Source organism: Pseudomonas sp. QC2 (genome assembly GCF_002859085.1).
In the GTDB taxonomy this organism is placed as follows: Bacteria; Pseudomonadota; Gammaproteobacteria; order Pseudomonadales; family Pseudomonadaceae; genus Aquipseudomonas; species Aquipseudomonas petroselini.
In genome coordinates this window covers 857466-881469 of the sequence record NZ_PKKS01000023.1, presented here as the reverse complement: position 1 = coordinate 881469, position 24004 = coordinate 857466, and the positions used below count along the sequence as shown (strand labels likewise).

The window sequence follows — 24004 nt, the reverse complement described above, 5'->3', positions numbered from 1 at the left end:
TCTTTGTCGAAAGGCTCTGTGCATGACTTTTTTGCGCCCTACCCTGCTGACGCTGGCTTGCCTGCTGGCCTCCCCAGGCTTCGCTGACGACCTACCGTCACTTGGCGACGCCAGTTCTGCCATTGTCTCGCCACAACAGGAATACCAGCTGGGCCGTGCGTGGCTGGCTTACCTGCGGGGCCAGGTCTCGCAGCTCAACGACCCGCAACTCAAGGACTACGTCGAGACCAGCGTGTACAAACTGGTGGAGACCAGCCAGGTCAACGACCGGCGCCTGGAGTTCATCCTCATCAACAGCCCGCAACTGAACGCCTTCGCCGCGCCTGGCGGGATTGTCGGTGTGAACGGCGGCCTGTTCCTCAACGCCCAGACCGAAGGCGAATATGCCTCGGTACTGGCTCACGAACTGGCGCACTTGTCCCAACGCCACTTCGCCCGTGGCGTTGAAGCGCAACAGCGCATGCAGATCCCGATGATGGCCGCGCTGCTCGGCGGCATCATCGCGGCAGCCGCCGGTGCCGGTGATGCCGGTATCGCCGCCATTGCCGGCACCCAGGCCGCCGCGATCCAGGAACAACGACGGTTCTCCCGCCAGAACGAACAGGAAGCGGACCGCATCGGCATCCTCAACCTGGAAAAAGCCGGTTACGACCCGCGCTCCATGCCGACCATGTTCGAGCGCCTGATGCGCCAGTACCGCTTCGATGCCAAGCCACCGGAATTCCTGCTGACGCACCCAGTCACCGAATCGCGGATCGCCGACACCCGCAACCGTGCCGAGCAGTCCAAGCCTGGTGGCAAGGAAGACAGCCTGCGCTATCAGCTGATTCGCGCGCGGGTGCAGTTGCAATACGAAGACACCTCGGGCCTCGCCGCCAAGCGCTTCCAGGCGCAGTTGGACGAGAACCCGAAGAATGATGTGGCGCGCTACGGCCTGGCTATCGCACAAATCAAAGGTTCTCAGTTCAAGCAGGCACGGGAAAACCTGGCGGCGCTGCTGGCCAAGGCGCCCAACGACATCACTTACAACCTGGCGCAGATCCAATTGGACATCGACAACAGCCGCCTGCCGGATGCCCAGCAACGGACGGATCGGATGCTGACCCAATATCCGGGCAACTATCCGTTGAATCAGGTGCGCGTGGATCTGCTGCTCAAGCAGAACCGCACGGCGGACGCGGAAAAGGCGTTGGACAGCTTGCTCAAGTCGCGCCCGGATGATCCGGACGTCTGGTACCAGGTCGCCGAAACACGCGGGTTGTCCGGCAACATCATCGGCCTGCATCAGGCCCGCGCCGAATACTTTGCGTTGGTGGGTGATTTCCAGCAGGCCATTCAGCAATTGGACTTTGCCAAGCGTCGGGCCGGTAACAATTTCCCACTGTCGTCGCGCATCGACGCACGCCAGCGTGAGTTGATCGAGCAGGAACGCCTGGTTAAAGGGATGATGAGCTAAACCTACCAGGCACAAAAAAGCCCCGCCCTCGTTAAACGAAGGCGGGGCTTTTTGTTTTTACCGATTTACTCAGCCAGTTTGAAGGTAATGAAGCTGGCACGCCCCTGGCGCAGCACGCGCATCGACACCGAACGGTTCTTCGGCAACGCCTTGGCGATGTCGGTGAATTGCTTGGTGTTGTCGATTGCCTGGTTGTTCAGGTGCGTAATCACGTCACCCGGCTGCAGGCCGATGAGGGAGGCAGGCCCGTCCTGCACTTCCTTGATCACGACGCCGCTCTTGAGGTCGAAGCTCTTCTTCTGCTCATCGGTCAACTCGGCCACGGCGATACCCAGGCGATTGCTGCTGCGCTCGGCACCTGGCTTGGCGTTACCCAGTGCATCCAGCGTTGCGCCTTCTTCAGGGATGGCGCCCACCGTCAGCTCAACATTCTGGCGCTTGCCTTCGCGGATCACTTCCAGCTTGGCCTTGCTGCCAGCCTTGAGTGCGCCTACCAGATGCGGCAGGTCGGCCGACATGACGATCGGCTGGCCGTTCATGCTCAGGATCACGTCGCCGACTTGCAGGCCACCTTTGGCAGCCGGACCGTCGTCCTGGATCTGCGCGACCAGGGCACCGGCCGGTTTGTCGAGGCCAAAGGACTCAGCCAGGTCTTTGTTCACTTCCTGGATGACCACACCCAACCAACCACGACTGACCTTGCCACCGCTTTTCAGTTGATTGGAAACATCCATGGCGACGTCGATCGGGATCGCGAACGAGACACCCATGAAACCACCGGAACGCGTGTAGATCTGCGAGTTGATGCCCACCACTTCGCCCGCCAGGTTGAACAGCGGACCACCAGAGTTACCTGGGTTGATCGGCACGTCGGTCTGGATGAACGGCACGTAGTTTTCGTTCGGCAAGCTGCGGCCGATGGCGCTGACGATGCCTTGGGTAACGGTATGGTCAAAACCGAACGGCGAACCGATGGCAACCACCCACTGGCCGGCTTTCAGGTCCTGGGATTTACCCAGTTTCAGCACAGGCAGGTCTTTGCCTTCGATTTTCAGCAAAGCCACATCGGAACGTGGATCGGTGCCGACCAGCTTGGCTTTCAGCTCACTGCGATCAGCCAGGCGCACGAGAATCTCATCGGCGTCGGCAATCACGTGATTGTTGGTGAGGATATAGCCATCCGGCGAGATGATGAAGCCCGAGCCCAGGGACTGAGCTTCACGTTGACCACCGCCGCCGCGCGGTGCGCGCTGTTGCGGCATGCCACGCTCGAAGAACTCGCGCAGCATCGGTGGCAGGCCTTCCAGGTCCGGCATCTGCTGGTTGGAGACTTTGCGATCCGGCAGTTTTTGCGTGGTACTGATATTCACAACTGCAGGCGAGGCTTGCTCAACCAATTGGGTGAAGTCAGGCAGCTCGACTGCTTGCGCAGGTAAGGCCTGACCCAGCACCAACACTGTGGCGACTATGGATAGGTAAGACTTCAAACGTGGTATCGACATACAGCTCCCGTTACGACGAGCAGGGTTGAGCGACAGGGTTCAAGAAACGCCGAAAACTGCGACCGACATCTTTGTTCCGCGAACAAATCAAGGCCAGAGCCGACAAGCCCTGACCTATAAAAAACATGAAGGATTTTTGCAAGTGAAAATGCTGATCCAGACATTTCATGCTCTCGGCAGCCAACCTGGCATGGAAATACAGTGAAAGGTCAGGATGAACATAGGATTAACGACTCACGGCTGGGGGACTGGCTTTTTTTCACCGCGCACCGACAACGCGATACGTTCTGCGGTGCCGATGGGTATCTCACCCACCACCGTCACCATCATCTCGCCGTCCACCGTATTGAGGCGACGCGATACTGCAACCGTAGGGCCCAGCTGAGTGCGGGTTTCGGTCACGCTCACATCGCTGATCGGCTCAAGGAACACCGAGAAACGCGCCAGCCCGTCTTCATACATCAGGCTGTCGACCGTCGCTTTGGTGTGGGTGTCTTTGTGGGCGCTGCTACGGGTCAGTTGAAAACCGGGTGGCAACCACTCCATATGCCAAGTCTCGGTAGACTGCACTTCTGGCGCCTTGCCATTAGCGACGGCGATAGGCGTGCATTCACCACTAGGTTGCAGATCACGTTCGTCAGGTACCTGCGAGGTATCCAACCGCGTGAACTGGAAGCGCTCCAGCAATTGCCCTTGGTCGTTCAACAACAGGGATTTGAGCGGCAGCGCGGTCTCTCGATCCAAGTGCAATTCAAACCCATAACGGTACTGGTCACGCGGCGTGATCGATACGATGACCGCATTTCTACCGGCCACACGGGATTTGCCAATGACGGCCAGTTCGTAGAATTCATTGAGTTTTTGCGGATCCAGCGCACGTGAAGGTGCATCACGTGAGTTGCCCAAGCCTGCGACGAGGGTGCCGCTGACACATTGTGTACGACCGTCCAACCGCACGACTTCCTGGGCGGAACCGTCGAGTTGCAAGAGCCGCTCACGGACTTGACCATTCTGGACACGATGCCAGATGTCATGGGTAGAAAAACTGCCGTTACGTTCGTAGACGAACGTACCTTGAAAGCTCTGCTGCTGCTCTGCACGCCCAAGTCGAGTCAGCCAATCTTGGGCTTCATCGGCGTGGGCGGGGAGTGCAAACCAACTACTGAGCAAAAGCGTAAGGAGCGGTATGGCTCGCATAGAGCTCCTTACGGATTAGCGGTTTTCCAGACTTGCTGCGCGAGCGTATGGCAGAGCGCTTTCAGTGCCTTTCAGGGCTGATTCCTGTGCGTGTTGACGCAGGTAACCTGGAAGACGCTGGTCTTGCCAGCCGGATTGCCCTTGCAACACACCGTTAGCCATAGGGCCGGTGGTGTCGGAGCTTTCCTTGTAGCCGGCCAGTACCGCTGGGCCTTTGACTTGCGGACCGGCCATGACCGGCTGCTGAGTCTGTTGGGCGAGCTCGGCACCCGCGATTTCGTCTTGATTGTACAGGCGAACACCGGCCAACACGGCAACAGTCACCGAGGCTGCAACTGCCAGGCGACCCAGGCTACGCCATGGACCACGAGTAGCTTTAGCCGGAACGGCTTCATCAGCCAGCGCAGCAGAAACAGCCGCAGCAATATCCAGACGAGGGATTAGAAGATCCTTGTGCATCACCGCCCGAGCGACTTGGTAACGAGACCAGGTGTCACGGGTTTCGGCATCATCAAATGCATTGAGCACTCGACGAAGTTCCAGTTCATCCGCTTCGTTATCCATCACTGCGGACAGCGATTCCTGCAGGGCATCACGACTCATGGCGGTTCCTCTCTTGGCTGTCGCCGCTGTCTTTAGTTCTCTTGCAACAACGGTTGCAAGGCTTTATCGATGGCTTCCCGGGCCCGGAAAATCCGTGACCTTACAGTCCCCACCGGACACTGCATGACGCTCGCAATGTCTTCGTAACTCAGACCATCGAATTCACGTAAAGTTAACGCCGTACGTAAATCTTCTGGCAGTTGCTGAATTGTGCGATGAACGGTGCCTTCGATCTCGTCGCGCAGCAATGCACGCTCCGGCGACTCGAGATCCTTGAGGCCGTGATCACCATCGTAAAATTCCGCATCTTCTGAACTTACATCGCTATCTGGTGGGCGGCGTCCGCGAGACACCAGATAGTTCTTCGCCGTGTTGATGGCGATGCGGTAGAGCCACGTGTAAAACGCACTGTCACCGCGAAAATTACCAAGCGCACGGTAAGCCTTGATAAAGGCCTCCTGTGCAACGTCCTGCGCTTCATGGGTGTCGTGCACAAACCGCACGATCAACCCGAGAATTTTGTGCTGGTATTTCAGCACTAGCAGATCAAAAGCTCGCTTGTCGCCGCGTTGAACGCGCTCGACCAGCTGCTGATCCTCTTCCTGGGTTAGCATGAACACTCCTCGTTGTACTTGAAGGAGGCTTGCATAACTAAACGATCAGGCTTGCAAACATAGACTCGGTCTTTTCGCAAAAGTTCTCCCCCTTCAAGCAAGTTTCCGGCACGCACTGATTTGGCACACACGAAAAACGCAGTACGGGCAACGCCGACTGCGCGAATAATCTTGTCGTCGGTTTTCTGACGCGTCCAATGCTCCCGACGGGCCAATAAACTCAACGTTTTCCCAGCTTTCGGGCAACCTGCTATTGAGTCGAGGCTTATGCAAAAAGTTCCCGCTTCAATAACCAGCCGATTTTACCCCAAGCTGTGCACCGTAATCTCACATTGCCACGAATGCCCGGCTATTGTGCCGCTCCACCCCTCTATATACTAGTAGCCCGTGTGACCCTTTGATTCGCCGATCCAGGCGTCCTGTTTGCGCCCCCTCTTCGGATCGCTTTTTGCGGAATCCTTCCAATGAGCCAACAGTTTCAACACGATGTCCTGGTGATCGGCAGCGGCGCGGCCGGTTTGAGCCTTGCGCTGACCCTCCCGGGCCACCTGCGCATTGCGGTCCTGAGCAAAGGCGACCTGGCCAACGGCTCGACATTCTGGGCCCAGGGCGGTGTCGCCGCCGTGCTGGACGACACCGACACAGTGCAATCTCACGTCGAAGACACACTCAACGCCGGTGGCGGCCTGTGCAATGAAGAGGCGGTGCGATTCACCGTCGAGCACAGCCGCGAGGCGATCCAATGGCTGATCGATCAGGGCGTGCCGTTCACCCGTGACGAACACGCAGGCAGCGACGACGGCGGCTTCGAATTCCACCTCACCCGCGAAGGCGGCCACAGCCACCGTCGCATCATCCATGCCGCCGACGCCACCGGCGCCGCCATCTTCAGAACCCTGCTCGATCAGGCGCGCCAACGCCCCAACATCGAGCTGCTGGAGCAACGCGTCGCCGTCGACCTGATTACCGAGAAACGCCTGGGCCTGGAAGGCGACCGCTGCCTTGGCGCTTACGTGCTCAATCGCGGCAGCGGCGAAGTCGACACCTACGGCGCGCGCTTCACCATCCTGGCGTCAGGCGGCGCAGCCAAGGTCTACCTCTATACCAGCAACCCCGACGGCGCCTGTGGCGACGGCATCGCCATGGCCTGGCGCTCCGGTTGCCGCGTGGCCAACCTGGAATTCAACCAGTTCCACCCCACCTGCCTGTATCACCCGCAGGCCAAGAGCTTCCTGATCACCGAAGCCCTGCGCGGTGAAGGCGCACACTTGAAATTGCCCAACGGCGAACGCTTCATGCAGCGCTTCGACCCACGCGCCGAGCTGGCCCCACGGGATATCGTCGCCCGCGCCATCGACCACGAAATGAAACGCCTGGGCGTCGACTGCGTCTACCTGGACATCAGCCACAAACCCGAAGATTTCATCAAGACCCACTTCCCCACCGTTTATGAGCGCTGCCTGGCATTCAACATCGATATCACCAAAGGGCCGATCCCGGTGGTGCCGGCCGCTCACTACACCTGCGGCGGCGTGATGGTCGACCAGCACGGCCGCACCGACGTGCCCGGCCTGTACGCCATTGGTGAAACCAGCTTCACCGGCCTGCACGGAGCCAACCGCATGGCCAGCAACTCGCTGCTCGAATGCTTCGTCTATGCGCGCTCGGCGGCGGCGGACATTCTCGAACAGCTGCCACGCATTGCGGTGCCTGCCGCCCTGCCCCGCTGGGACGCCAGCCAGGTCACCGACTCGGACGAAGACGTGATCATCGCGCACAACTGGGACGAGTTGCGCCGATTCATGTGGGACTACGTAGGGATCGTGCGCACCAACAAGCGCCTGCAACGCGCGCAACACCGGGTGCGGCTGCTGCTGGATGAGATCGACGAGTTCTACAGCAACTACAAGGTCAGCCGCGACTTGATCGAATTGCGCAACCTGGCCCAGGTCGCCGAACTGATGATCCGCTCGGCGATGGAGCGCAAGGAGAGCCGCGGCCTGCATTACACCCTCGACTACCCCCAGATGTTGCCCGAGGCCCGCGACACTATCCTGGTGCCAACCACCTACGGCGGCTGAACTTCAGGCGAACCCGCAGGCGCCGGTGTACATCGGCCGCCTGCGCATCCCTGGGCACACACATCGAACGCGCACACCACCCACCCTGCACCCTGTAGCGCAGCACTACGACCAGCGGCAACGCCAGGCTGTCGGGAAGTAGCTGCACGCTGTGCCAGCCCCGCTCTTCACTGAACAGGCACCAGCCATCGTCATCGCGACGCAGGCCACGAATCGACGAACGGTGAGTCAGCAGGATATGGCGCGGCAGCACCCAGGCGGCATGAGCCAGGCATAACAGCATGGCGAGGCTTGAATACGTCAGATCGAGCAACGAAAGCGCACCCAACGCGAACAGCTGGGCAAGGAGATACGCCGCCAGCAACAGCCGTGAGGCCTGCCAGCGGCATTCGAAGCGATTACTTGGGCTGGACACGGTCCAGGATCATCCGGACCATGCGCTGCAGCTCCGGATCTTCAGATTCGGCGCGCTCCATGAACCAGCCGAACATGTCCTGATCCTCGCAAGTCAGCAGCCTGACGTAGAGGTCGCGGTCCACCTGGTTGAGCGTCGCGTACACTTCCTTGGTGAAAGGCACCAACAACACATCCAACTCCAGCATGCCACGACGGCTGTGCCAGTAGAGGCGATTGATTTCAACTTCTTCGACCATGGAGCGCTCCTCAAATAGGCGGCAAGTATACAGCCCCGACGGCACCGGAACAGTCGGCTTTGGTCGCCCCCTACGGAAACTATCCATTTGCCGGGCGCCCCTCTATGATGCACCCATGACTTTTTGACCTGCGATGACCCATGGCTGACTCTGCTTTCTTCTGCCCCCTGTCCCACGAAGGCGTTCTCGCCGTCCGCGGCACTGACGCTGCCAAATTCCTTCAGGGCCAACTGACCTGCAACCTCAATTACCTGAGCGACACCCAGGCGAGCCTTGGTGCGCGGTGCACGCAAAAAGGGCGCATGCAGTCGAGCTTCCGCATCCTGCTGCAAGGTGACGGCGTGTTGCTGGCCATGGCCACCGAGCTGCTGGAACCGCAACTGGCAGACCTGAAGAAATACGCCGTATTCTCCAAATCCAAACTCACCGACGAAAGTGCCGCCTGGGTGCGTTTTGGCCTGGCGAATGCCGACCAGGCCTTGTCCGGCCTTGGTCTGGAACTGCCGGCCGAGACCGACAGCGTTGCCCGCACCGATGCCTTGATCGCTGTTCGTGTGTCCCCCGGCCGCGCCGAACTGTGGGCGCCCGCCGAGCACGCCGATACGGTGCGCAGCCAACTGACAGAAAGGCTGCAACAAGCGGACTTGAATGAATGGCTGCTGGGGCAAATCCGCGCCGGCATCGGCCAGGTCATGCCGCAAACACGCGAACTGTTCATCCCACAGATGCTCAACCTGCAAGCCGTGGGCGGCGTCAGCTTCAAGAAAGGCTGCTACACCGGCCAGGAAATCGTCGCGCGCATGCAGTATCTGGGCAAACTCAAACGTCGCCTGTACCGCTTGAGCCTCAATGCGACTGAAATGCCCGCGCCAGGCACACCGCTGTTTTCACCCAGCCATAACAGCGCGATCGGCGAAGTGGTCATTGCCGCAAAAGCTGACCAGAGCGTTGAACTTCTGGCCGTATTGCAAGCCGAAGCTGCCGATAGTGGCGATGTGCATTTAGGCAATCTGGAAGGTCCCGGCTTGCAACTGCTTGACCTGCCTTACACGCTCGACCGTGATCGAGAGATCCAGCGTTAGTCGCCGCACCCTTTTGCAACACCCTAGAGATCATGAATGAACAAGCTGGCGGAAAAAGTCCAACAGGCTTTAGTGACGGCCATCGATAACGATGACCTGGTTCTGCCGACATTGCCGGAAGTGGCCCTGAACATTCGTCAGGCCGCCGAAGACCCGGAAATCAGCATCAGCCACTTGAGCAAAGTGATCGGTCGCGATACCGCGCTGTCGGCGCGCCTGATCAAAGTGGTCAACAGCCCGTTGTTGCGCGCGACCCAGGAAGTCACCGACCTGCACACCGCCATCACCCGGCTGGGCACCAATTACAGCAGTAACCTGGCGATCGGCCTGGTGATGGAGCAGATATTCCACGCCCGCTCCGACGTGGTCGAACAAAAGATGCGTGATGTGTGGCGCCGCAGCCTCGAAGTCGCGGGCGTGAGTTACGCCTTGTGCCGCAGCCATAGCCAGCTCAAACCGGACCAGGCAGCCCTCGGCGGCCTGGTGCACCAGATCGGTGTGCTGCCCATCCTGACATACGCCGAAGACCACTACGAGCTGCTCGCGGACCCGGTCAGCCTCAACCACGTCATCGAGAGCATCCACCCGTTACTGGGTGACAAACTGCTGGGTGGCTGGGACTTCCCGGAAATGCTGGCGAAACTGCCCGGCCAATACCTCGACCTGGAGCGCGATTCGCCCAGCCTCGACTACATCGACCTGGTGCAGGTCGCCGTGCTGTATTGCCATCGCGGCACCGATCACCCGCTGGCCAACATAGCGGTTTCCACGCTGCCGGCGATCAAAAAGCTGCGGTTCGACCCCTACAGCGACGCCTTGCGGGCCGAGTTGGATGAAGCCCGCTCGATGTTCTACTGATCAACCCGCGATAAAACTCACCCGCACCTTCAACCCGGCCTGCTCCCCATCGTGCAGGCTGATCTGCGCCAGATGCGCCCGGCAGATTTCGCCAACAATCGCCAACCCCAGCCCCGAGCCCATGCCCTGCTGACTGCGTCGGTAAAAACGCTCGAACACTCGGTCCCGCTCGTCCAGCGGAATGCCTGGACCATCATCTTCCACTTCCAGCACCGCCGGCGCCGTCACCCGCAGGATCACATTGCCACCCGGTGGCGTGTGGGCCAGGGCGTTGTCCACCAGGTTGCTCAACAGCTCATTCAACAGGGTGGGCTCACCGCGCAGCCACACCGGCTCATCGGCCTCCAGCGCCAATGCCACGCCACGTGCGTGAGCCAACGGTGCCATGGCCATGCCCAGTTCACGGGCCAATTGGCTGAGGTCGAGTAACTGTGCGCCACCCTCGGCAATCGCGCGGGCACCATTTTCGATGCGGGCCAGGGACAACAATTGATTGGCCAGATGAGTCAAGCGGTCAGTGCCCTGGGCGGCGGTTTCCAGGGTGCTGCGCCACGTGGCGGGCTCTTCGGCACGCAAGCCCAGTTCCAGCCGGGCCTTGAGCGCGGCCAGTGGCGTACGCAACTCATGGGCAGCGTCGGCAATAAACTGCGCCTGGCGCTCGAACTGGCCGCGCAAGCGCTCGGTGAAGTGGTTGAGGGACCGCACCAGCGGGCCAAACTCGTGCTGCACTTCCACCAAGGGCAACGGCCGCAGATCGTCGGGTTGGCGCTCTTCCACCGCCGTGCGCAATCGCTCCAGCGGGCGCAATGCCGCGCTCACCGCAAACCACACCAATAACAAGGCGCCAATCGCAAGCATGCCCAGGCGCAGCAACGTGTCCGCTGCCAGGCTGCGGGCCATGCTGACGCGTGCTTCGTCGGTTTCAGCCACGCGTATCTCCGCCATGCCGTTCATGTTCGGCTCGGAAACGGCCTTGAGCAGGCTGACCACCCGCACCTCCTGCCCTTGGTAGATGGCGTTGTAGAACCGTGCCAAGGCCGGGTAATCATCGGTTCGTGGGGTACCCGGCGGTGGGCCAGGAAGGTTTTCGTAGCCGGAGATCAACTTCTGGTTGATGTCATTGACCTGATAGTAAATACGCCCGGCGCTGTCGTACGCGAACGTGTCGAGCGCGACATACGGCACATTCGCGCTGAGCGTACCGTCCACCTGGGTCAACCCGGCGGCAATGGTACGCGCCGAGGCCAGCAGCGTACGGTCGTAGGCCGTATCGGCGGCCTCGCGACCATTCCAATAGGCACTCAGGCCACTGGCGATCATCAACAACACCAGCAACAGCGCCAGGTTCCACAACAGGCGCCAGCGCAGGCTGCTGGGCTTATGCATCGCGGGCTTCCAACAGGTAGCCAAGGCCGCGGAAGGTCACGATGGCGATGGGCTGGCCGTCGAGCTTCTTACGCAGTCGATGCACATAGATTTCGATGGCGTCGGGGCTGGCCTCTTCGTCCAGGCCGAATACCTGGGAAGCCAACTGCTCCTTACTCATCACCCGGCCCGGACGGGCGATCAGCGCCTCAAGCACCGCTTGCTCACGGGAAGTGAGCGTCATCAGCTCGCCGCCCACGGTAAAACGCCGGGTATCGAGGTCATATACCAGCACACCACAGGCCTGCTGACGCTCGCCACCCAACACGCTGCGCCGCAGCAGCGCCTTGACCCGCGCCTCCAACTCCGTCAGCTCGAAAGGTTTGGCAAGGTAGTCGTCCGCCCCCAGGTTCAGGCCGTGCACGCGGTCTTTCACGTCACTGCGCGCCGTCAGCATCAGCACCGGCAGATTTTTCCCACGGGCCCGAAGGCGCGCGAGCACCTCGAAACCGTCCATGCGCGGCAGCCCCACATCGAGGATCGCCGCGGCGTATTCCTCACTGCTCAGGGCCAGGTCCGCGGCCACGCCATCGTGCAGCACGTCAACGGTCAAACCCGTGCTCTTGAGCGCTTGCGCGACACTTTCAGCGAGTTGCAGATGGTCTTCAACCAGCAAGACACGCATGGATTTCTACCTCAGTCAGGGGTGGTTGGCACCACGCTTTGCCGGGCAGTTTACAGGCGCCGACTGCCCTGTGAAGCCCGAAAACATTGAAAGGCAGCTGAAAGGTTAGTGAAAGCTTCGCCCTTTAGCATCCAGTCACGGTGGTCTATGCCCACCGAGTTGCCTGAACCGCAGCGCCCGAAAAACGCCTCGAAGCGTTTTCGCCAAAATAAGAACAATAACGGAGTACACAACGATGCTGTCGACACAGCCCCAGGCCCCCTCGCCTGTTCGTTCTTCTCGCCTGACCCAGACCGCCCTTGCCAGTGCTGCTACCCTTGCCGGCTTTTCGCCGCTTAGCCAGGCTGCCTTCTTCGAAGACAGTAGCGCGACCCTGGAAACCCGCAACATGTACTTCAACCGCGACTTCCGCGACGGCACTAGCGCGCAGCAATCCAAGCGCGATGAATGGGCCCAGGGCTTCATGCTCAACCTGCAATCGGGCTACACCGACGGCACCGTCGGTTTCGGCGTGGATGCGCTGGGCATGCTCGGCGTCAAGCTCGACTCAAGCCCCGACCGCACCGGCACCGGTCTGCTGCCCACGCATGACGACGGTCGCGCCGCCGATGAGTACTCCAAGCTGGGCCTGACCGGCAAAGTGAAGATCTCGGCCACCGAGCTGAAAATCGGCTCGCTGATCCCCGAACTGCCGATCCTCAAGCCCAACGACGGTCGCATCCTGCCGCAGACCTTCAATGGCGGCCTGATCACGTCCAAGGAATTCAAGAACCTGGTGTTCACCGGTGGTCGCCTGGACAAAGCCAAGGACCGCGACGACAGCAACTACGAAGACATTGCCCTCAACAACAAGAACAGCCGCTTCCTCAGCGGGGCCACCGGCAAGCACTTCAATTTCGGCGGGGCCGACTATAAGTTCGCCGACAAAATCACCGGCAGCTACCACTTCGCCCAACTCGACGACGTGTACCGCCAGCACTTCCTCGGCCTGGTGGCCGCGCGCCCGATGGGCCCCGGTACGTTCGGCACCGACCTGCGCCTGGCGATCAGCGATGACACCGGCAGTGCGCGTGGCGGCAAGATCGACAACACCTCCCTCAACGGCCTGTTCAGCTATGCCCTCAATGGTCATAAGCTCAGCGCCGGTTACCAGCACATGTCCGGCGACAGTGCGTTCCCGTATGTGGATGGCAGCGACCCGTACCTGGTCAACTTCGTGCAGATCAACGACTTTGCCGGCGCCGAAGAGCGCTCCTGGCAAGCGCGCTACGACTACGACTTCGCCAAGCTTGGGATCCCCGGCCTGAGTTTCATGAGCCGTTACCTCTCAGGTGACAACATCAAGCTCAAGAACGGCGAGACGGGCAAAGAGTGGGAACGCAACAGCGAGATCAAGTACGTGGTGCAGACCGGCACGTTCAAAGACGTGGCCGTGCGCCTGCGCAACGCCACCTACCGTTCCAACTACTCAGCCCGTGATGCGGATGAAATGCGCTTGCTGGTGAGCTATAGCGTTGCGCTTTGGTAGTAACAACTCATAACAACAAAGACGGAGATAACCATGACCCCTTCACTGCGTAAATTGGCCCTCGCCGCCGGCTGCATGCTGTTCGCCGGCCAACTGCTGGCCGCCGACGAACCCAAGCGCCCGGAATGCATCGCCCCGGCCTCGCCTGGCGGTGGTTTTGACCTGACCTGCAAACTGGCGCAAAGCGCGCTGGTCAACGAGAAACTGCTCAGCAAGCCGATGCGCGTGACCTACATGCCTGGCGGCGTAGGCGCGGTGGCCTACAACGCCGTAGTGGCCCAGCGTCCTGCAGACGCCGGCACCTTGGTGGCCTGGTCCAGCGGTTCGCTGTTGAACCTGGCCCAGGGCAAGTTCGGTCGTTTCGATGAAAGCGCCGTGCGTTGGTTGGCCGCCGTCGGCACCAGCTACGGGGCTATCGCGGTGAAAGCCGATTCGCCCTACAAGAGCCTCGACGATCTCGTCAAAGCACTGAAGAAAGATCCGGGCAGCGTGGTGATCGGTTCCGGCGGCACCGTCGGCAGCCAGGACTGGATGCAAACCGCGCTGATCGCGAAGGCCGCCGGAATCAACCCGCGCGAACTGCGTTACGTGGCACTCGAAGGCGGCGGTGAAATTGCCACCGCCCTGCTCGGTGGCCATATCCAGGTGGGCAGTACCGATATCTCCGACTCCATGCCGCACATCTTGAGCGGCGACATGCGCCTGCTGGCGGTGTTCTCCGAGGAACGCCTGGACGAGCCGGAAATGAAGAATATTCCGACCGCCAAGGAGCAAGGCTACGACATCGTCTGGCCAGTGGTACGTGGCTTCTACCTCGGACCAAAAGTCAGCGATGCGGACTACGCCTGGTGGAAAGACGCCTTCGACAAACTGCTGGTCTCCGAGGAGTTCGCCAAGCTGCGTGACCAGCGCGAGCTGTTCCCGTTCGCCATGACCGGCCCGGAGCTGGACACCTACGTGAAGAAACAGGTGGCTGACTACAAAGTGCTGGCCAAAGAGTTCGGCCTGATCCAGTAATCGCCCCTCTGTGGGAGCGGGCTTGCTCGCGAAAAACGTCAACGACGACGCGTGTGGCCTGATACACGCGACATCCTTGCGCCCTTCGTGAACAAGCGCGCGCCTACAAGAGTCTCCAAGGAGTTTCCTATGCTCTTACAACGCATTTTCGCCGCCGTGCTCTTGCTCGCCTGCGCCGGCCTGGCGCTGATGGCCTGGCCGTATCAAGCGTCGTTTTCCTACGAGCCGGTAGGGCCACGTGCCTACCCGCTGCTGATGCTCGGGCTGATGAGCCTGGCACTGATCTACATGCTGTTTCGTCCACAGCCGACCCAGCACACCGAAGAAGAGCCTGCGCTGGACCGCGACACCCTGATCAAGATCGGCGTGTGCGTCGCGCTGTTGATCGTGTTCGCCGCCACCTTCGAACCCCTGGGTTTCATCCTCAGCAGCATGCTGATCGGCATCCCGATGGCGCGCCTGTATGGCGGCCGCTGGGTGCCCAGCGTGGTGATCGTCAGCCTGATGGCGATTGGTCTTTATCTGCTGTTCGATAAAGCCATGGATGTGCCGTTGCCCCTCGGCCTGCTCGACGTTCTGGAGAACTGATATGGATACTTTCGGCTACTTGGGCCAGGGCTTCGGCGTTGCACTGTCCCCTTACAACCTGGTGACCGCACTGTGCGGCACCCTGATCGGTACTGTCGTCGGCTTGTTGCCGGGCCTGGGCCCGATCAACGGCGTGGCGCTGTTGATCCCCATCGCCTTCGCCCTGGGCCTGCCGCCGGAATCGGCGTTGATCCTGCTGGCAGCCGTGTACCTGGGCTGTGAATACGGCGGCCGTATCAGCTCGATTCTGCTGAACATCCCAGGCGAAGCTTCCACCGTAATGACCACCCTCGACGGCTACCCGATGGCCCGTAAAGGCCTGGCCGGCGTGGCACTGTCGTTGTCGGCGTGGAGTTCGTTCATCGGTGCGTTTATCGCCACCTGCGGCATGGTGCTGTTTGCGCCGCTGCTGGCTAAATGGGCGATTGCCTTCGGCCCGGCGGAATATTTCGTACTGATGGTGTTCGCGATTGTCTGCCTGGGAGGCATGGCCGGTGGCAAACCGTTGAAGACCTTTGTGGCGGCGCTGATCGGCCTGTTCCTGTCGGCGGTCGGCATCGACGCCAACAGCGGCGTGTACCGCTTTACCGGCGATAACATTCACCTGACTGACGGCATCCAGTTTGTGGTGCTGGTGCTGGGTTTGTTCTCCATCAGCGAAATCCTGTTGCTGCTGGAAAAAACCCACCGTGGCCAGGAAGCGGTAAAAGCCACCGGGCGCATGATGTTTAACCTGAAGGAAGCCGGCGCCGTCTTCGTCGTCAACATCCGCTGCGGTCTGCTTGGCTTCATCATGGGCGTGTTGCCGGGTGCCGGTGCTACCTTGGCCTCGGCTGTTGCCTACATGACCGAGAAACGCCTGGCCGGTGCCAGCGGTAAATTCGGCCAAGGCGACATGCGCGGCCTGGCGGCTCCGGAAACGGCCATCGGCGCCTCTGCCTGCGGCGCCCTGGTGCCGATGCTGACCCTCGGCGTACCCGGTTCGGGCACTACGGCGGTGATGATCGGCGCGCTGTCGCTGTACAACATCACCCCGGGCCCGCTGCTGTTCCAACAGCAACCGGACATCGTCTGGGGCCTGATCGCCTCGTTGTTCATCGCCAACATCATGCTGGTGATCCTCAACATCCCGATGATCCGCATCTTCACCCGTATCCTCGCCGTGCCGAACTGGGCGCTGGTGCCGGTGATCGCCATCATCACCGCGATTGGTGTGTACGCGGTTCACGCCACCACGTTCGACCTGTTCCTGATGGTCGGTATCGGCATCTTCGGTTACATCCTGCGCAAGCTGGACTTCCCGCTGTCGCCGGTGCTGCTGGGCTTTATCCTCGGCGGCTTGATGGAGCAGAACCTGCGCCGTGCGCTGTCGATCTCCAACGGCGACCTGCAGATCCTCTGGTCGAGCCCGATCACCTTTGGTGTGTGGGTGCTGACCGCGCTGATGCTGGCCTTTCCGCTGATCCGCATCTACCGCAAACGTGCCCTGCAGCGTCGTGCCGTGGCCGATGTCTGAGGTCACCTTTAAGCAATGGTGGGGAACACCGCTGGTCGGCCTGGCCGGCGGTTACCTGGCCAGCCTCGTCGGCTGGCCTTTGCCGTACATGGTCGGCTCGTTGCTGGCGATCATCCTGGTGCGCTGCCTAACCCCCTGGCAGTTGGCGGAAATTCCCGGTGGGCGCAAATGCGGCCAATGGGTGGTAGGCATCGGCATCGGCCTGCACTTCACGCCCGTGGTGATCGAGCAGGTGATGAGCCACTTCGGGCTGATCTTTTTCGGCGCGCTGGTCACCAGCCTGTCGAGCGTGGTCGGCGTATGGTTGATGCGCCGCAGCGGTGAAGACCGCGCTACCGCGTTCTTCTCCAGTATGCCGGGCGGTTCCGGCGAGATGGTCAACCTCGGCGCCCGCAATGGCGCCGTGCTCAGCCGTGTCGCGGCAGGGCAGAGTCTGCGCGTGCTGGTGGTGGTGCTGTGTGTGCCGGCGATCTTCAAGTACCTGCTGGAAGGCGGTACACCGCAGTTTCATCCGGCGCCCGTGAGTTGGCCTTGGCTGTTAGCGCTGTTTCCGATGGGCGCACTGGTCGCCTGGGGTTGGCAGCGTTTGCGTCAGCCGAACCCGTGGCTGTTCGGGCCCTTACTGGTAAGCGCCACTGCCAGTGTGGTCTGGAACCTGCACATCGGCCTGCCCGATGGCGGCAGCCAAATCGGCCAATGGTTGATCGGTAGCGGTTTGGGCTGCCACTTCAACCGGCAGTTCTTCCGTCGGGCGCCGTCGTTCATGGGCCGCACCCTTATCGGCACGGCCTTGACCATGGCGCTGGCGACCCTGGCAGCGGTGGGTTTGAGCGCCTTGACCCACCTGGACCTGCGCTCGCTGACCTTGGGCATGATGCCGGGGGGGATTGCCGAGATGAGCCTGACCGCCGAGACGCTGCAGTTGTCCGTCCCCCTGGTAACGGCCATGCAGGTGATGCGTTTGTTGTTCGTTCTGTTTCTCGCCGAACCCCTGTTCCGGCACTGGAACCGCCAACCCTGACCACCGCAACGTGAACGGCTCGCCAGCGGGCCGTTGCCGTTTGTCGGCACTGTCATTTCTCACAGCTGGTTGCTCCCCAGATTCCGCGTTACACCTCTTCGCAACTACTCCCACTCAGTATATGGGCCGTAGACATTGAGTTCCTCACTGACTGCAGAGGGTTTCATCATGGGTAACGACGAAGAGCTTTCCAACCATCCAAACCAGCGCTTGATCAAGCTCCCAGAAGGGCGCTCACTGCTTGCGTCTTACTCAAACCAGCAGCCACCTGAAAAGACGCCGCCCGTGCAGCGTACTTTCATCGACCCTCGTTACCTGGTGCCATGCCCCTCCGACCTGTCTCTCAATTCGACGGAAGCCTTCAAAAAGGTTCGCCTCGAAGATTTGGTACTGTACATCCCCGCAAATACCCAGCCGGTGCAAGGCGTCGATGCAGGTATCAATCTCGTCGCGATCACGATGCACAAGGAGGGACTACTGATTGCCTTGCTGCCATTTCTGGAGATGGCAGCCCTGGATTTCGTGGAACTGTTCTGGGGCGATCTGAGCAACCCCGTCGCATCCACCACCATCCACCAGCATGAAGTGGATAACGCTGAGGTGATTCCCCTGTTCGTACCGTCGGGTGCGATCACCGACGGTAATGTCTATCCGGTGTTCTTCCGGGTGACACGCCTCGGCCTGGCGGTAGGAGAAACAAGAAAATTCGCACTGAAGGTTGATAAGGTGAAACCCGCCGGGGACAACCCGGACGGCTACAGTTTTGTAAACACGAACCTGCCCAAGCCGATCATTCCCCAAGCGTTTCTCGACTTTGGCGTTACAGAAGAAGATGCCCAAAACTGCATAGAGATTCGCGTCCCCTACTACCCTGCCGATACCTCATTGTCACCACGCACCCACCGCGCGGTGCGTGATGTTGTTCGCCTGAAAATCGGCGACGCACTATTCGAGCACACCGTGTCGCAGCCAGAAGCGGATCACCATGACGACATTGTCTTCAGGCTGTGCATCGAACACTGGCTTCAGATCGGCAGCGGCTCTCACGTCGCTGAGTGGAACGTGATTGATGAGTGCGGAAACTACTCGGATGGCTGGTCGGTCGCCGAATTCCTCGAGGTCTTCCTGAACGATGGTTCAGAGCCATTGTTGCCCCATTGCTTCTTCGATGAGGCTCCGGAAGACATCCTCAACCTCGATGAAGTCAGTGGCGATTTTGTGACGATCGTCGTTCCAATCGCGGGTAACGGCTACCGATTGGGCGACTTGATCAAGGTGACCCTCACCGGCAGGACGGCGGATGGGCAAACGGTGAGGAAAACCTACAGTTCCGATCCACTGACATCCACCACGACGCGCCAACTCAGAATTCCATGCCCGGTAAGCGACCTGATACCGTTGATCAGAGGGCAGGCTCGACTTCGCTATGAGCGAATCCGCTTTGGCGCGCCGAATAGAGGCTCACACCTCACGCTGGTCAGTGTGATCGGCACCGCCATTCCCGGTGGGCTTTACGCCCCGACATTTCGGGAGGCTGTCGATGGGATTCTGATTGCGGACACCCCCATCATTAACATCGACATCCGTAAATATCATGGACAGGACTTCTTTGACCGCATCACGCTGAAGCTGTTGGGCCGCTACCCTAACGGTAAATTTTACTACCACGAAGAATTCAAAAATGCAGGTACAGGCAATGTGGTGTTCTCGATTATCAATGGCCCCGAGGGTGATATTGCCAAATTGGCAGGTGGCAGCCTGACTGCTTCTTATACCCGTCAGAATAGCGAGGGAACAATACCATCCCCGGACACAACCGTTTATGTCGGTGCCTCTACGGCCGTACTGCCCGAACCGAGGGTGCATGAGGCTCCGCCGCCTGATTACGTATTTGATCCGAACCAATCCACCGGTGATGCCACCATTGAGGTTGACCCCCACAACGATATCAAAGTGGGGGATACGGTCACCCTGCACGCTGAAGGCACTGCGCCAGGTGGAAGCGCTCCGCCACAACCCTTCTTTGTCTCAAACATTTGGAAAGACCGGCCGCTGCCTTTCACGCTTAAGCGCCAGTACATCCTGCTCAATCAAAGCATGAATATTTTCTACGACCGCGCCCGCCCAGGCGTTGCACCACGCACGTCGAACACCGCACCCATGAAGATCCTCGCAGTGCGCCATTTGCCCGCGCCTTTGGTTTACAACAGCACCCCCGTGGACGACGGAAACGCGACCATCAACCCGGTCATTGCTGACAACACGCCAGAGGTGACGGTACGCGTGCAATTTGCACCGATGTCTTCGAACGACTTCATCAAGCTCGAACTGCAAGGCAAGCCCGGTGCGACGCTGCCGTCCATAACGCCCCAATACGGCAACCCAACTACGGGTTTCGTCGATTTCAAATTCTCCAACAGCGTCATCGGCGACTACATTGGAAGCGTCCTGCGTCTTCAGTATCACGTCACAACCAACGGCGTCACCGATGACTCAAGGGTGCTGAATCTGCGCGTACTGGACTTCAATGAATTACCCGGCGGCAATCCACTGCCGCAGCCAAGACTCAATGGCCTGCCATCCGGCTCAACCATCGACTTGAATACATTCAACACCGATTGCTGGGTGAGCCTGGTGCGCTGGACGCTGAGCCGGAAGGGCCAACGGATCTGGCTCAAACTCCATAGTGTTGGCGCAACCCCTTTGACACTGTTGAACGGCCATCCGATCGACCAGACGCAGGTCGATAATGGGATAGTGAATGAAAAGGCAATGCGTGATTGGTTTACCGTACTTGCGGATAGCAGCCAGGTGACGGCAACGGCAGCCGTCACTTTCAATGGCGATTCAAATGAACTGACCGCCAAGCCCTTTCCGTCGAGCAACTACACCCTCACAGCGCTTCGGCTCTATGATTTGACAGACTTTGAGTTATTGTCCTGGAATGGCTGGGTCAACATCATCAATGTCTTGGGCGCGATCAGAAACGTCAACAACAACAATTTCTGGTATGTGAAACTCAATAATGGCAGCCCTCTCTTTCCCGGCGTCATTAAAACCTTTTATATCAAGAGCGGTAAAACCTACGACTTGAGCTTCAAAATGAAGGTGGACTTGAACCCCTATCTACCCCAGGTATTCATAGAGTTCGGCACTCAGTCACAATCTTTCACCCATGTTAATCCCGGTGTGTGGACCTCACACTCCCGGACCTTTGCATTGCCTGCCGGGGTTCCCTCTCAGTTCTTGCCTATGCGCATCTACTTCAAGAGTATTACCTCAGGGGCAGAGTTTTCACTGGATGATATTTTGGTTGTGGAGCGGCCATAGATTCATTGCTCAAGACCGCTGTCGGGTGGCGACATAGCCACCCGACAGCAGCACATTGAAGGCAATAAAAAAGGCCTCTCTACCGTCAGGAAGAGAGGCCTTTCAATGGGTTATTATCTGGGTATGCATCGTTGAAGAGTTTCATTGAAATCTTGTCCAGCCGGGCACTGTCTTGGCTGCCTTATCCACCGTTGGGAATTAGTGTCGTACCTGCAGGTGTAATACCAACCCGGCGATATGCTTTTGAAGGTGCCTGCACGAGTGCAGACAGGATCAAGCCCTGGGTACTCACTCGACACCGTCTCGGAAGGGCCACTGGCACAAGCGGCAAGCAGCACAGCGACACCTGCCGCCAGTAATACCTTGGGGACAGTACGCATAACTTTCTTACTCATAAAATGATGCATGGGAATCTCCTGATTAGGAATGCCCCTCCAGTTAGCCCCCAAAAAAATAAACCGCCTACTGTCATATTTGATAGGTTGGCGGTTTGTCCGACAAGCGGAAAGTACTGCACCGGCCGCGCTTAGAACGCGTAGCGCAGCCCCACATTCACACCCAGAGGTTGCTTGATGTTCTTGCCCACGCTGCGCTCCAGGTCCGCATGCATGCTCAAGTTCTGCGACACCGACATCGCCATACCCGCCCCCAGCTTCAAACGTGAGCCCGACAGGTCGTTGTTGAACGAGTTGTCATTAACAAACACTTTGTTGCTCTGGTCGAACTCATGGGTGACTGCGGCTTTCAAGTAAGGCTGCAGCACGCCGCCGCTGTCGAGTTGGATATTATTGCCAGCAGTGACGCCCAACTCACCGATCACCGAACTCGAACGATCCCCCTTGGCGCTCAGGCCGTTGTCCAGTGTGTAGCTCTGGGCCTGGGTGATCACCGCCGCCAATTGGCCGTAGGGTTCGACGAAATAGCCGTCATCCAGCGTGATATGACGACCGAACTCAGCCGAGGCACCTGTGGCATTTTGCGTGTAGTTGCCCTTGCTCTTCTTGCCATCGCTCATGGCCACGTTGGACTCATTGTGCAGGCGGTTGAACTTGAGCACGCCGTCGAAGTAAAAGCCGCTTTCGCTATCCAGCCACGTTGCATAGCCGCCCACGTAGTAGCTGTTGATGGTGGCTTTGCTGCCCAGGTTCAAGTCCAGGTCCGATTGGCTGTGGCCGGCCATTGCACCGATCAGCCACTGCCCATCGCCGGCCTCCAGCGGTGCATCCGCACCCAAAGTGAAACCGCGTTGGGTCTGGTTATAACCCAAGCCAGTCTTGTCGTTGGACACTTCATACTTATTGCCGTAGGCACGGGTCCACAAGCCAGCGGTCTGTCCACCGTTGAAACGCAGTTCGCCCATGCGCGTACGCAGGTTAGTCATTTCCCCCAACAACACGCTCGGCGCCGCGTTGAACAAGGCCAACACCGAGTTGGTGCTCGGGCTGATGACCTTGCTATCCGGGTCCAGGTACCAATCATGATTCTGGTTATCCGCCGCCAGGTCGTAAGAATAGGTACCGCGGTCGACCCGACCGCCCACCAGGCTGAAATCCGCCACACCGTCGGCGGTGTGCACCATGTGCAGGCGCTCGTTCAACGGGTCGGCCCCCGTGGCGGCGAGCAGCAACTGATGGTGACCAGCAGACGTGCCCGTGACGTTTAGGAAGTCGCCGGTCAGCGAACCGAAATCCGCCTTCATGATGAACGTACCGCCGGTGCCGGAGAGGTTAGCCACGTCCAGCTTATAGAAGGCTCCGGACTCGCCGAACTTAACGTTACCGCCGTTCATCGACAATGTGTTGAGCGCTTGTTGACCATCCACCATCACCCAGGTGGCGTCGCTGTTGACCGACAGTTTGTCGACATTGTCCAGGCGACCGGTCAGCACCGAGCCATTGTTCAGGCCAACGTTGGCGCTGCCGCCGCTGTTGATGATGTCGCCGTTCATGAAGGCGAAATCCATGTTCATGTCCAGGGCGCTGTCTTTGCCGACTTGGATATTGCCACCCAGCGTCGTGTTGGAGACATTGACATCGGCCGCGCCGCCGTGGGCAAGCTCAAGCATGTTGCCGTTGCCGCCGACCAAGGTCGTGCCATTGTTGATGTTGATCTCGGTGCCACCGGGGTAGTCCACCAGGATGGCAGCCCCTGTTCCGCCCACCACTTCAGTCTGGTTGAGGTTCAGCACGGAGGGGTTATCCACCGTAGGCAGGCGATACGCCACAATGCCGTTGGTGCCGCCGTAAATTCGGCCGCCCTGGGTGGTCAATTGCCCGTCGTACGCTCTCAAACCAGCGTTTGCACCGCTGACCTGAGTGTTATGCAGGGCCAAAGTGCTGGAGCCGCTGAGCACAATGCCATCTGTGGCGCCAGTCACGTCGCTATCGAACACTTCCACGGCAGAGCCGCGGTCCGAATTGGTGCCGACAATCATGCCTTCGGCACCGCCGCTGTAGATCGAAGCATCGCGCACGGTACCTTTACTGCCATAAAGCGCCACACCCACTTCAGTACCGGCGGTGTTCTTGACAGTGCCACCGCTCATCGTAAAGGTCGAATCATAGGCTTTAACCCCCAGGATCCTGGCCCCATTCGAGGTCAGGGTGGCCTCGGTCACGTGGTAGCGATCAACTAACGTGTCAGCGTCAATGACGACGTTTTGCCCAGGGTAGATATTCAACGCCTTGACCTGTGTCGCCGCCAAGGCGACAGGCATGACGGCCAATACTCTAATAGCTAGTGATAAACGAGAAAGAAGAAATGTTTTTTCAGTGGACATGCTTAAGTACCTCTAGTCGGTGACTGAACAAGCCAAGCGATTTAAAGGTCCATCGACTCTGGCTTTCAGAAGCGGCAAGGGTACGGATCAGGCAGGGAGGTTCATGTAGGGATCGTCCAAGGCGACGTA

The 24004-nt window shown here is 59.5% G+C and carries 19 protein-coding genes; 10 read left to right on the top strand and 9 right to left on the bottom strand.

Features of this window, described 5'->3' with window-relative positions:
- Nucleotides 1–22 precede the first annotated feature (22 nt).
- Nucleotides 23–1456: a M48 family metalloprotease gene (locus QCBJ_RS24900; protein WP_012722770.1), complete on the top strand. Its 1434-nt coding sequence runs from the start codon at nucleotides 23–25 to the stop codon at nucleotides 1454–1456.
- A gap of 65 nt (nucleotides 1457–1521) precedes the next feature.
- Here the strand turns inward: QCBJ_RS24900 and QCBJ_RS24895 are convergent, their stop codons facing one another.
- The 4 genes from QCBJ_RS24895 to rpoE form a co-directional block, all read right to left on the bottom strand.
- Entirely contained in the window at nucleotides 1522–2958 is a 1437-nt protein-coding gene (locus QCBJ_RS24895) for a DegQ family serine endoprotease (RefSeq protein WP_046034528.1), read from the bottom strand.
- A gap of 234 nt (nucleotides 2959–3192) precedes the next feature.
- Nucleotides 3193–4155 carry a MucB/RseB C-terminal domain-containing protein gene (locus QCBJ_RS24885; protein ID WP_012722768.1) on the bottom strand — a complete coding sequence of 321 codons (963 nt, stop codon included), beginning with the start codon at nucleotides 4153–4155 and terminating at the stop codon, nucleotides 3193–3195.
- A 15-nt stretch (nucleotides 4156–4170) separates the two neighbouring features.
- Complete coding sequence (locus tag QCBJ_RS24880) at nucleotides 4171–4758, bottom strand: sigma-E factor negative regulatory protein (RefSeq protein ID WP_012722767.1); 588 nt, start codon at nucleotides 4756–4758, stop codon at nucleotides 4171–4173.
- A 32-nt stretch (nucleotides 4759–4790) separates the two neighbouring features.
- On the bottom strand, nucleotides 4791–5372 hold the full coding sequence (gene rpoE, locus QCBJ_RS24875) for an RNA polymerase sigma factor RpoE (protein ID WP_003172477.1): 582 nt from the start codon (nucleotides 5370–5372) through the stop codon (nucleotides 4791–4793).
- A 464-nt stretch (nucleotides 5373–5836) separates the two neighbouring features.
- Between rpoE and nadB the strand changes: the two genes are divergently transcribed.
- A complete protein-coding gene (nadB, locus tag QCBJ_RS24870; RefSeq protein WP_046034526.1) occupies nucleotides 5837–7453 on the top strand; it encodes an L-aspartate oxidase in 1617 nt (538 codons plus the stop codon).
- Here the strand turns inward: nadB and QCBJ_RS24865 are convergent.
- On the bottom strand, nucleotides 7422–7868 hold the full coding sequence (locus QCBJ_RS24865; protein WP_012722758.1) for a protein YgfX: 447 nt from the start codon (nucleotides 7866–7868) through the stop codon (nucleotides 7422–7424). The genes nadB and QCBJ_RS24865 overlap by 32 nt on opposite strands.
- The gene (locus QCBJ_RS24860; protein ID WP_012722757.1) at nucleotides 7852–8106 is read right to left on the bottom strand and encodes a succinate dehydrogenase assembly factor 2; all 255 of its coding nucleotides are present in this window, start codon (nucleotides 8104–8106) and stop codon (nucleotides 7852–7854) included. The genes QCBJ_RS24865 and QCBJ_RS24860 overlap by 17 nt, the downstream gene beginning before the upstream one ends.
- A gap of 140 nt (nucleotides 8107–8246) precedes the next feature.
- On the opposite strand from QCBJ_RS24860, the gene QCBJ_RS24855 reads away from it, so the two are divergent.
- Nucleotides 8247–9188 carry a folate-binding protein YgfZ gene (locus QCBJ_RS24855; RefSeq protein WP_102061807.1) on the top strand — a complete coding sequence of 314 codons (942 nt, stop codon included), beginning with the start codon at nucleotides 8247–8249 and terminating at the stop codon, nucleotides 9186–9188.
- A 36-nt stretch (nucleotides 9189–9224) separates the two neighbouring features.
- Nucleotides 9225–10046, top strand: coding sequence for an HDOD domain-containing protein (locus QCBJ_RS24850; protein WP_012722755.1), 822 nt, complete (start codon nucleotides 9225–9227; stop codon nucleotides 10044–10046).
- Here QCBJ_RS24850 and QCBJ_RS24845 read toward each other — a convergent pair whose 3' ends face one another.
- Nucleotides 10047–11432 carry a sensor histidine kinase gene (locus QCBJ_RS24845; RefSeq protein WP_093543917.1) on the bottom strand — a complete coding sequence of 462 codons (1386 nt, stop codon included), beginning with the start codon at nucleotides 11430–11432 and terminating at the stop codon, nucleotides 10047–10049.
- Nucleotides 11425–12096, bottom strand: coding sequence for a response regulator (locus QCBJ_RS24840; protein WP_010212220.1), 672 nt, complete (start codon nucleotides 12094–12096; stop codon nucleotides 11425–11427). Before QCBJ_RS24840 ends, QCBJ_RS24845 begins: the two co-directional genes overlap by 8 nt.
- A gap of 235 nt (nucleotides 12097–12331) precedes the next feature.
- On the opposite strand from QCBJ_RS24840, the gene QCBJ_RS24835 reads away from it, so the two are divergent.
- The 6 genes from QCBJ_RS24835 to QCBJ_RS24810 all read left to right on the top strand — a co-directional run bounded on the left by QCBJ_RS24835 (nucleotide 12332) and on the right by QCBJ_RS24810 (nucleotide 21096).
- Nucleotides 12332–13624 carry an OprD family porin gene (locus QCBJ_RS24835; protein WP_064055050.1) on the top strand — a complete coding sequence of 431 codons (1293 nt, stop codon included), beginning with the start codon at nucleotides 12332–12334 and terminating at the stop codon, nucleotides 13622–13624.
- A gap of 33 nt (nucleotides 13625–13657) precedes the next feature.
- Nucleotides 13658–14641, top strand: a complete 984-nt coding sequence (locus QCBJ_RS24830; protein ID WP_046034525.1) for a tripartite tricarboxylate transporter substrate binding protein — start codon at nucleotides 13658–13660, stop codon at nucleotides 14639–14641.
- Nucleotides 14642–14770: 129 nt separating this feature from the next.
- Complete coding sequence (locus tag QCBJ_RS24825; RefSeq protein WP_043204945.1) at nucleotides 14771–15229, top strand: tripartite tricarboxylate transporter TctB family protein; 459 nt, start codon at nucleotides 14771–14773, stop codon at nucleotides 15227–15229.
- Between the two features lies 1 nt (nucleotide 15230).
- Nucleotides 15231–16745 carry a tripartite tricarboxylate transporter permease gene (locus QCBJ_RS24820; RefSeq protein ID WP_102061806.1) on the top strand — a complete coding sequence of 505 codons (1515 nt, stop codon included), beginning with the start codon at nucleotides 15231–15233 and terminating at the stop codon, nucleotides 16743–16745.
- Complete coding sequence (locus QCBJ_RS24815; protein WP_012722749.1) at nucleotides 16738–17766, top strand: AbrB family transcriptional regulator; 1029 nt, start codon at nucleotides 16738–16740, stop codon at nucleotides 17764–17766. The genes QCBJ_RS24820 and QCBJ_RS24815 overlap by 8 nt, the downstream gene beginning before the upstream one ends.
- 168 nt (nucleotides 17767–17934) lie before the next feature.
- Nucleotides 17935–21096: a hypothetical protein gene (locus tag QCBJ_RS24810; protein WP_102061805.1), complete on the top strand. Its 3162-nt coding sequence runs from the start codon at nucleotides 17935–17937 to the stop codon at nucleotides 21094–21096.
- Nucleotides 21097–21622: 526 nt separating this feature from the next.
- Here QCBJ_RS24810 and QCBJ_RS24805 read toward each other — a convergent pair.
- A complete protein-coding gene (locus tag QCBJ_RS24805) occupies nucleotides 21623–23812 on the bottom strand; it encodes an autotransporter outer membrane beta-barrel domain-containing protein (protein WP_371914026.1) in 2190 nt (729 codons plus the stop codon).
- Between the last annotated feature and the right edge of the window lie 192 nt (nucleotides 23813–24004).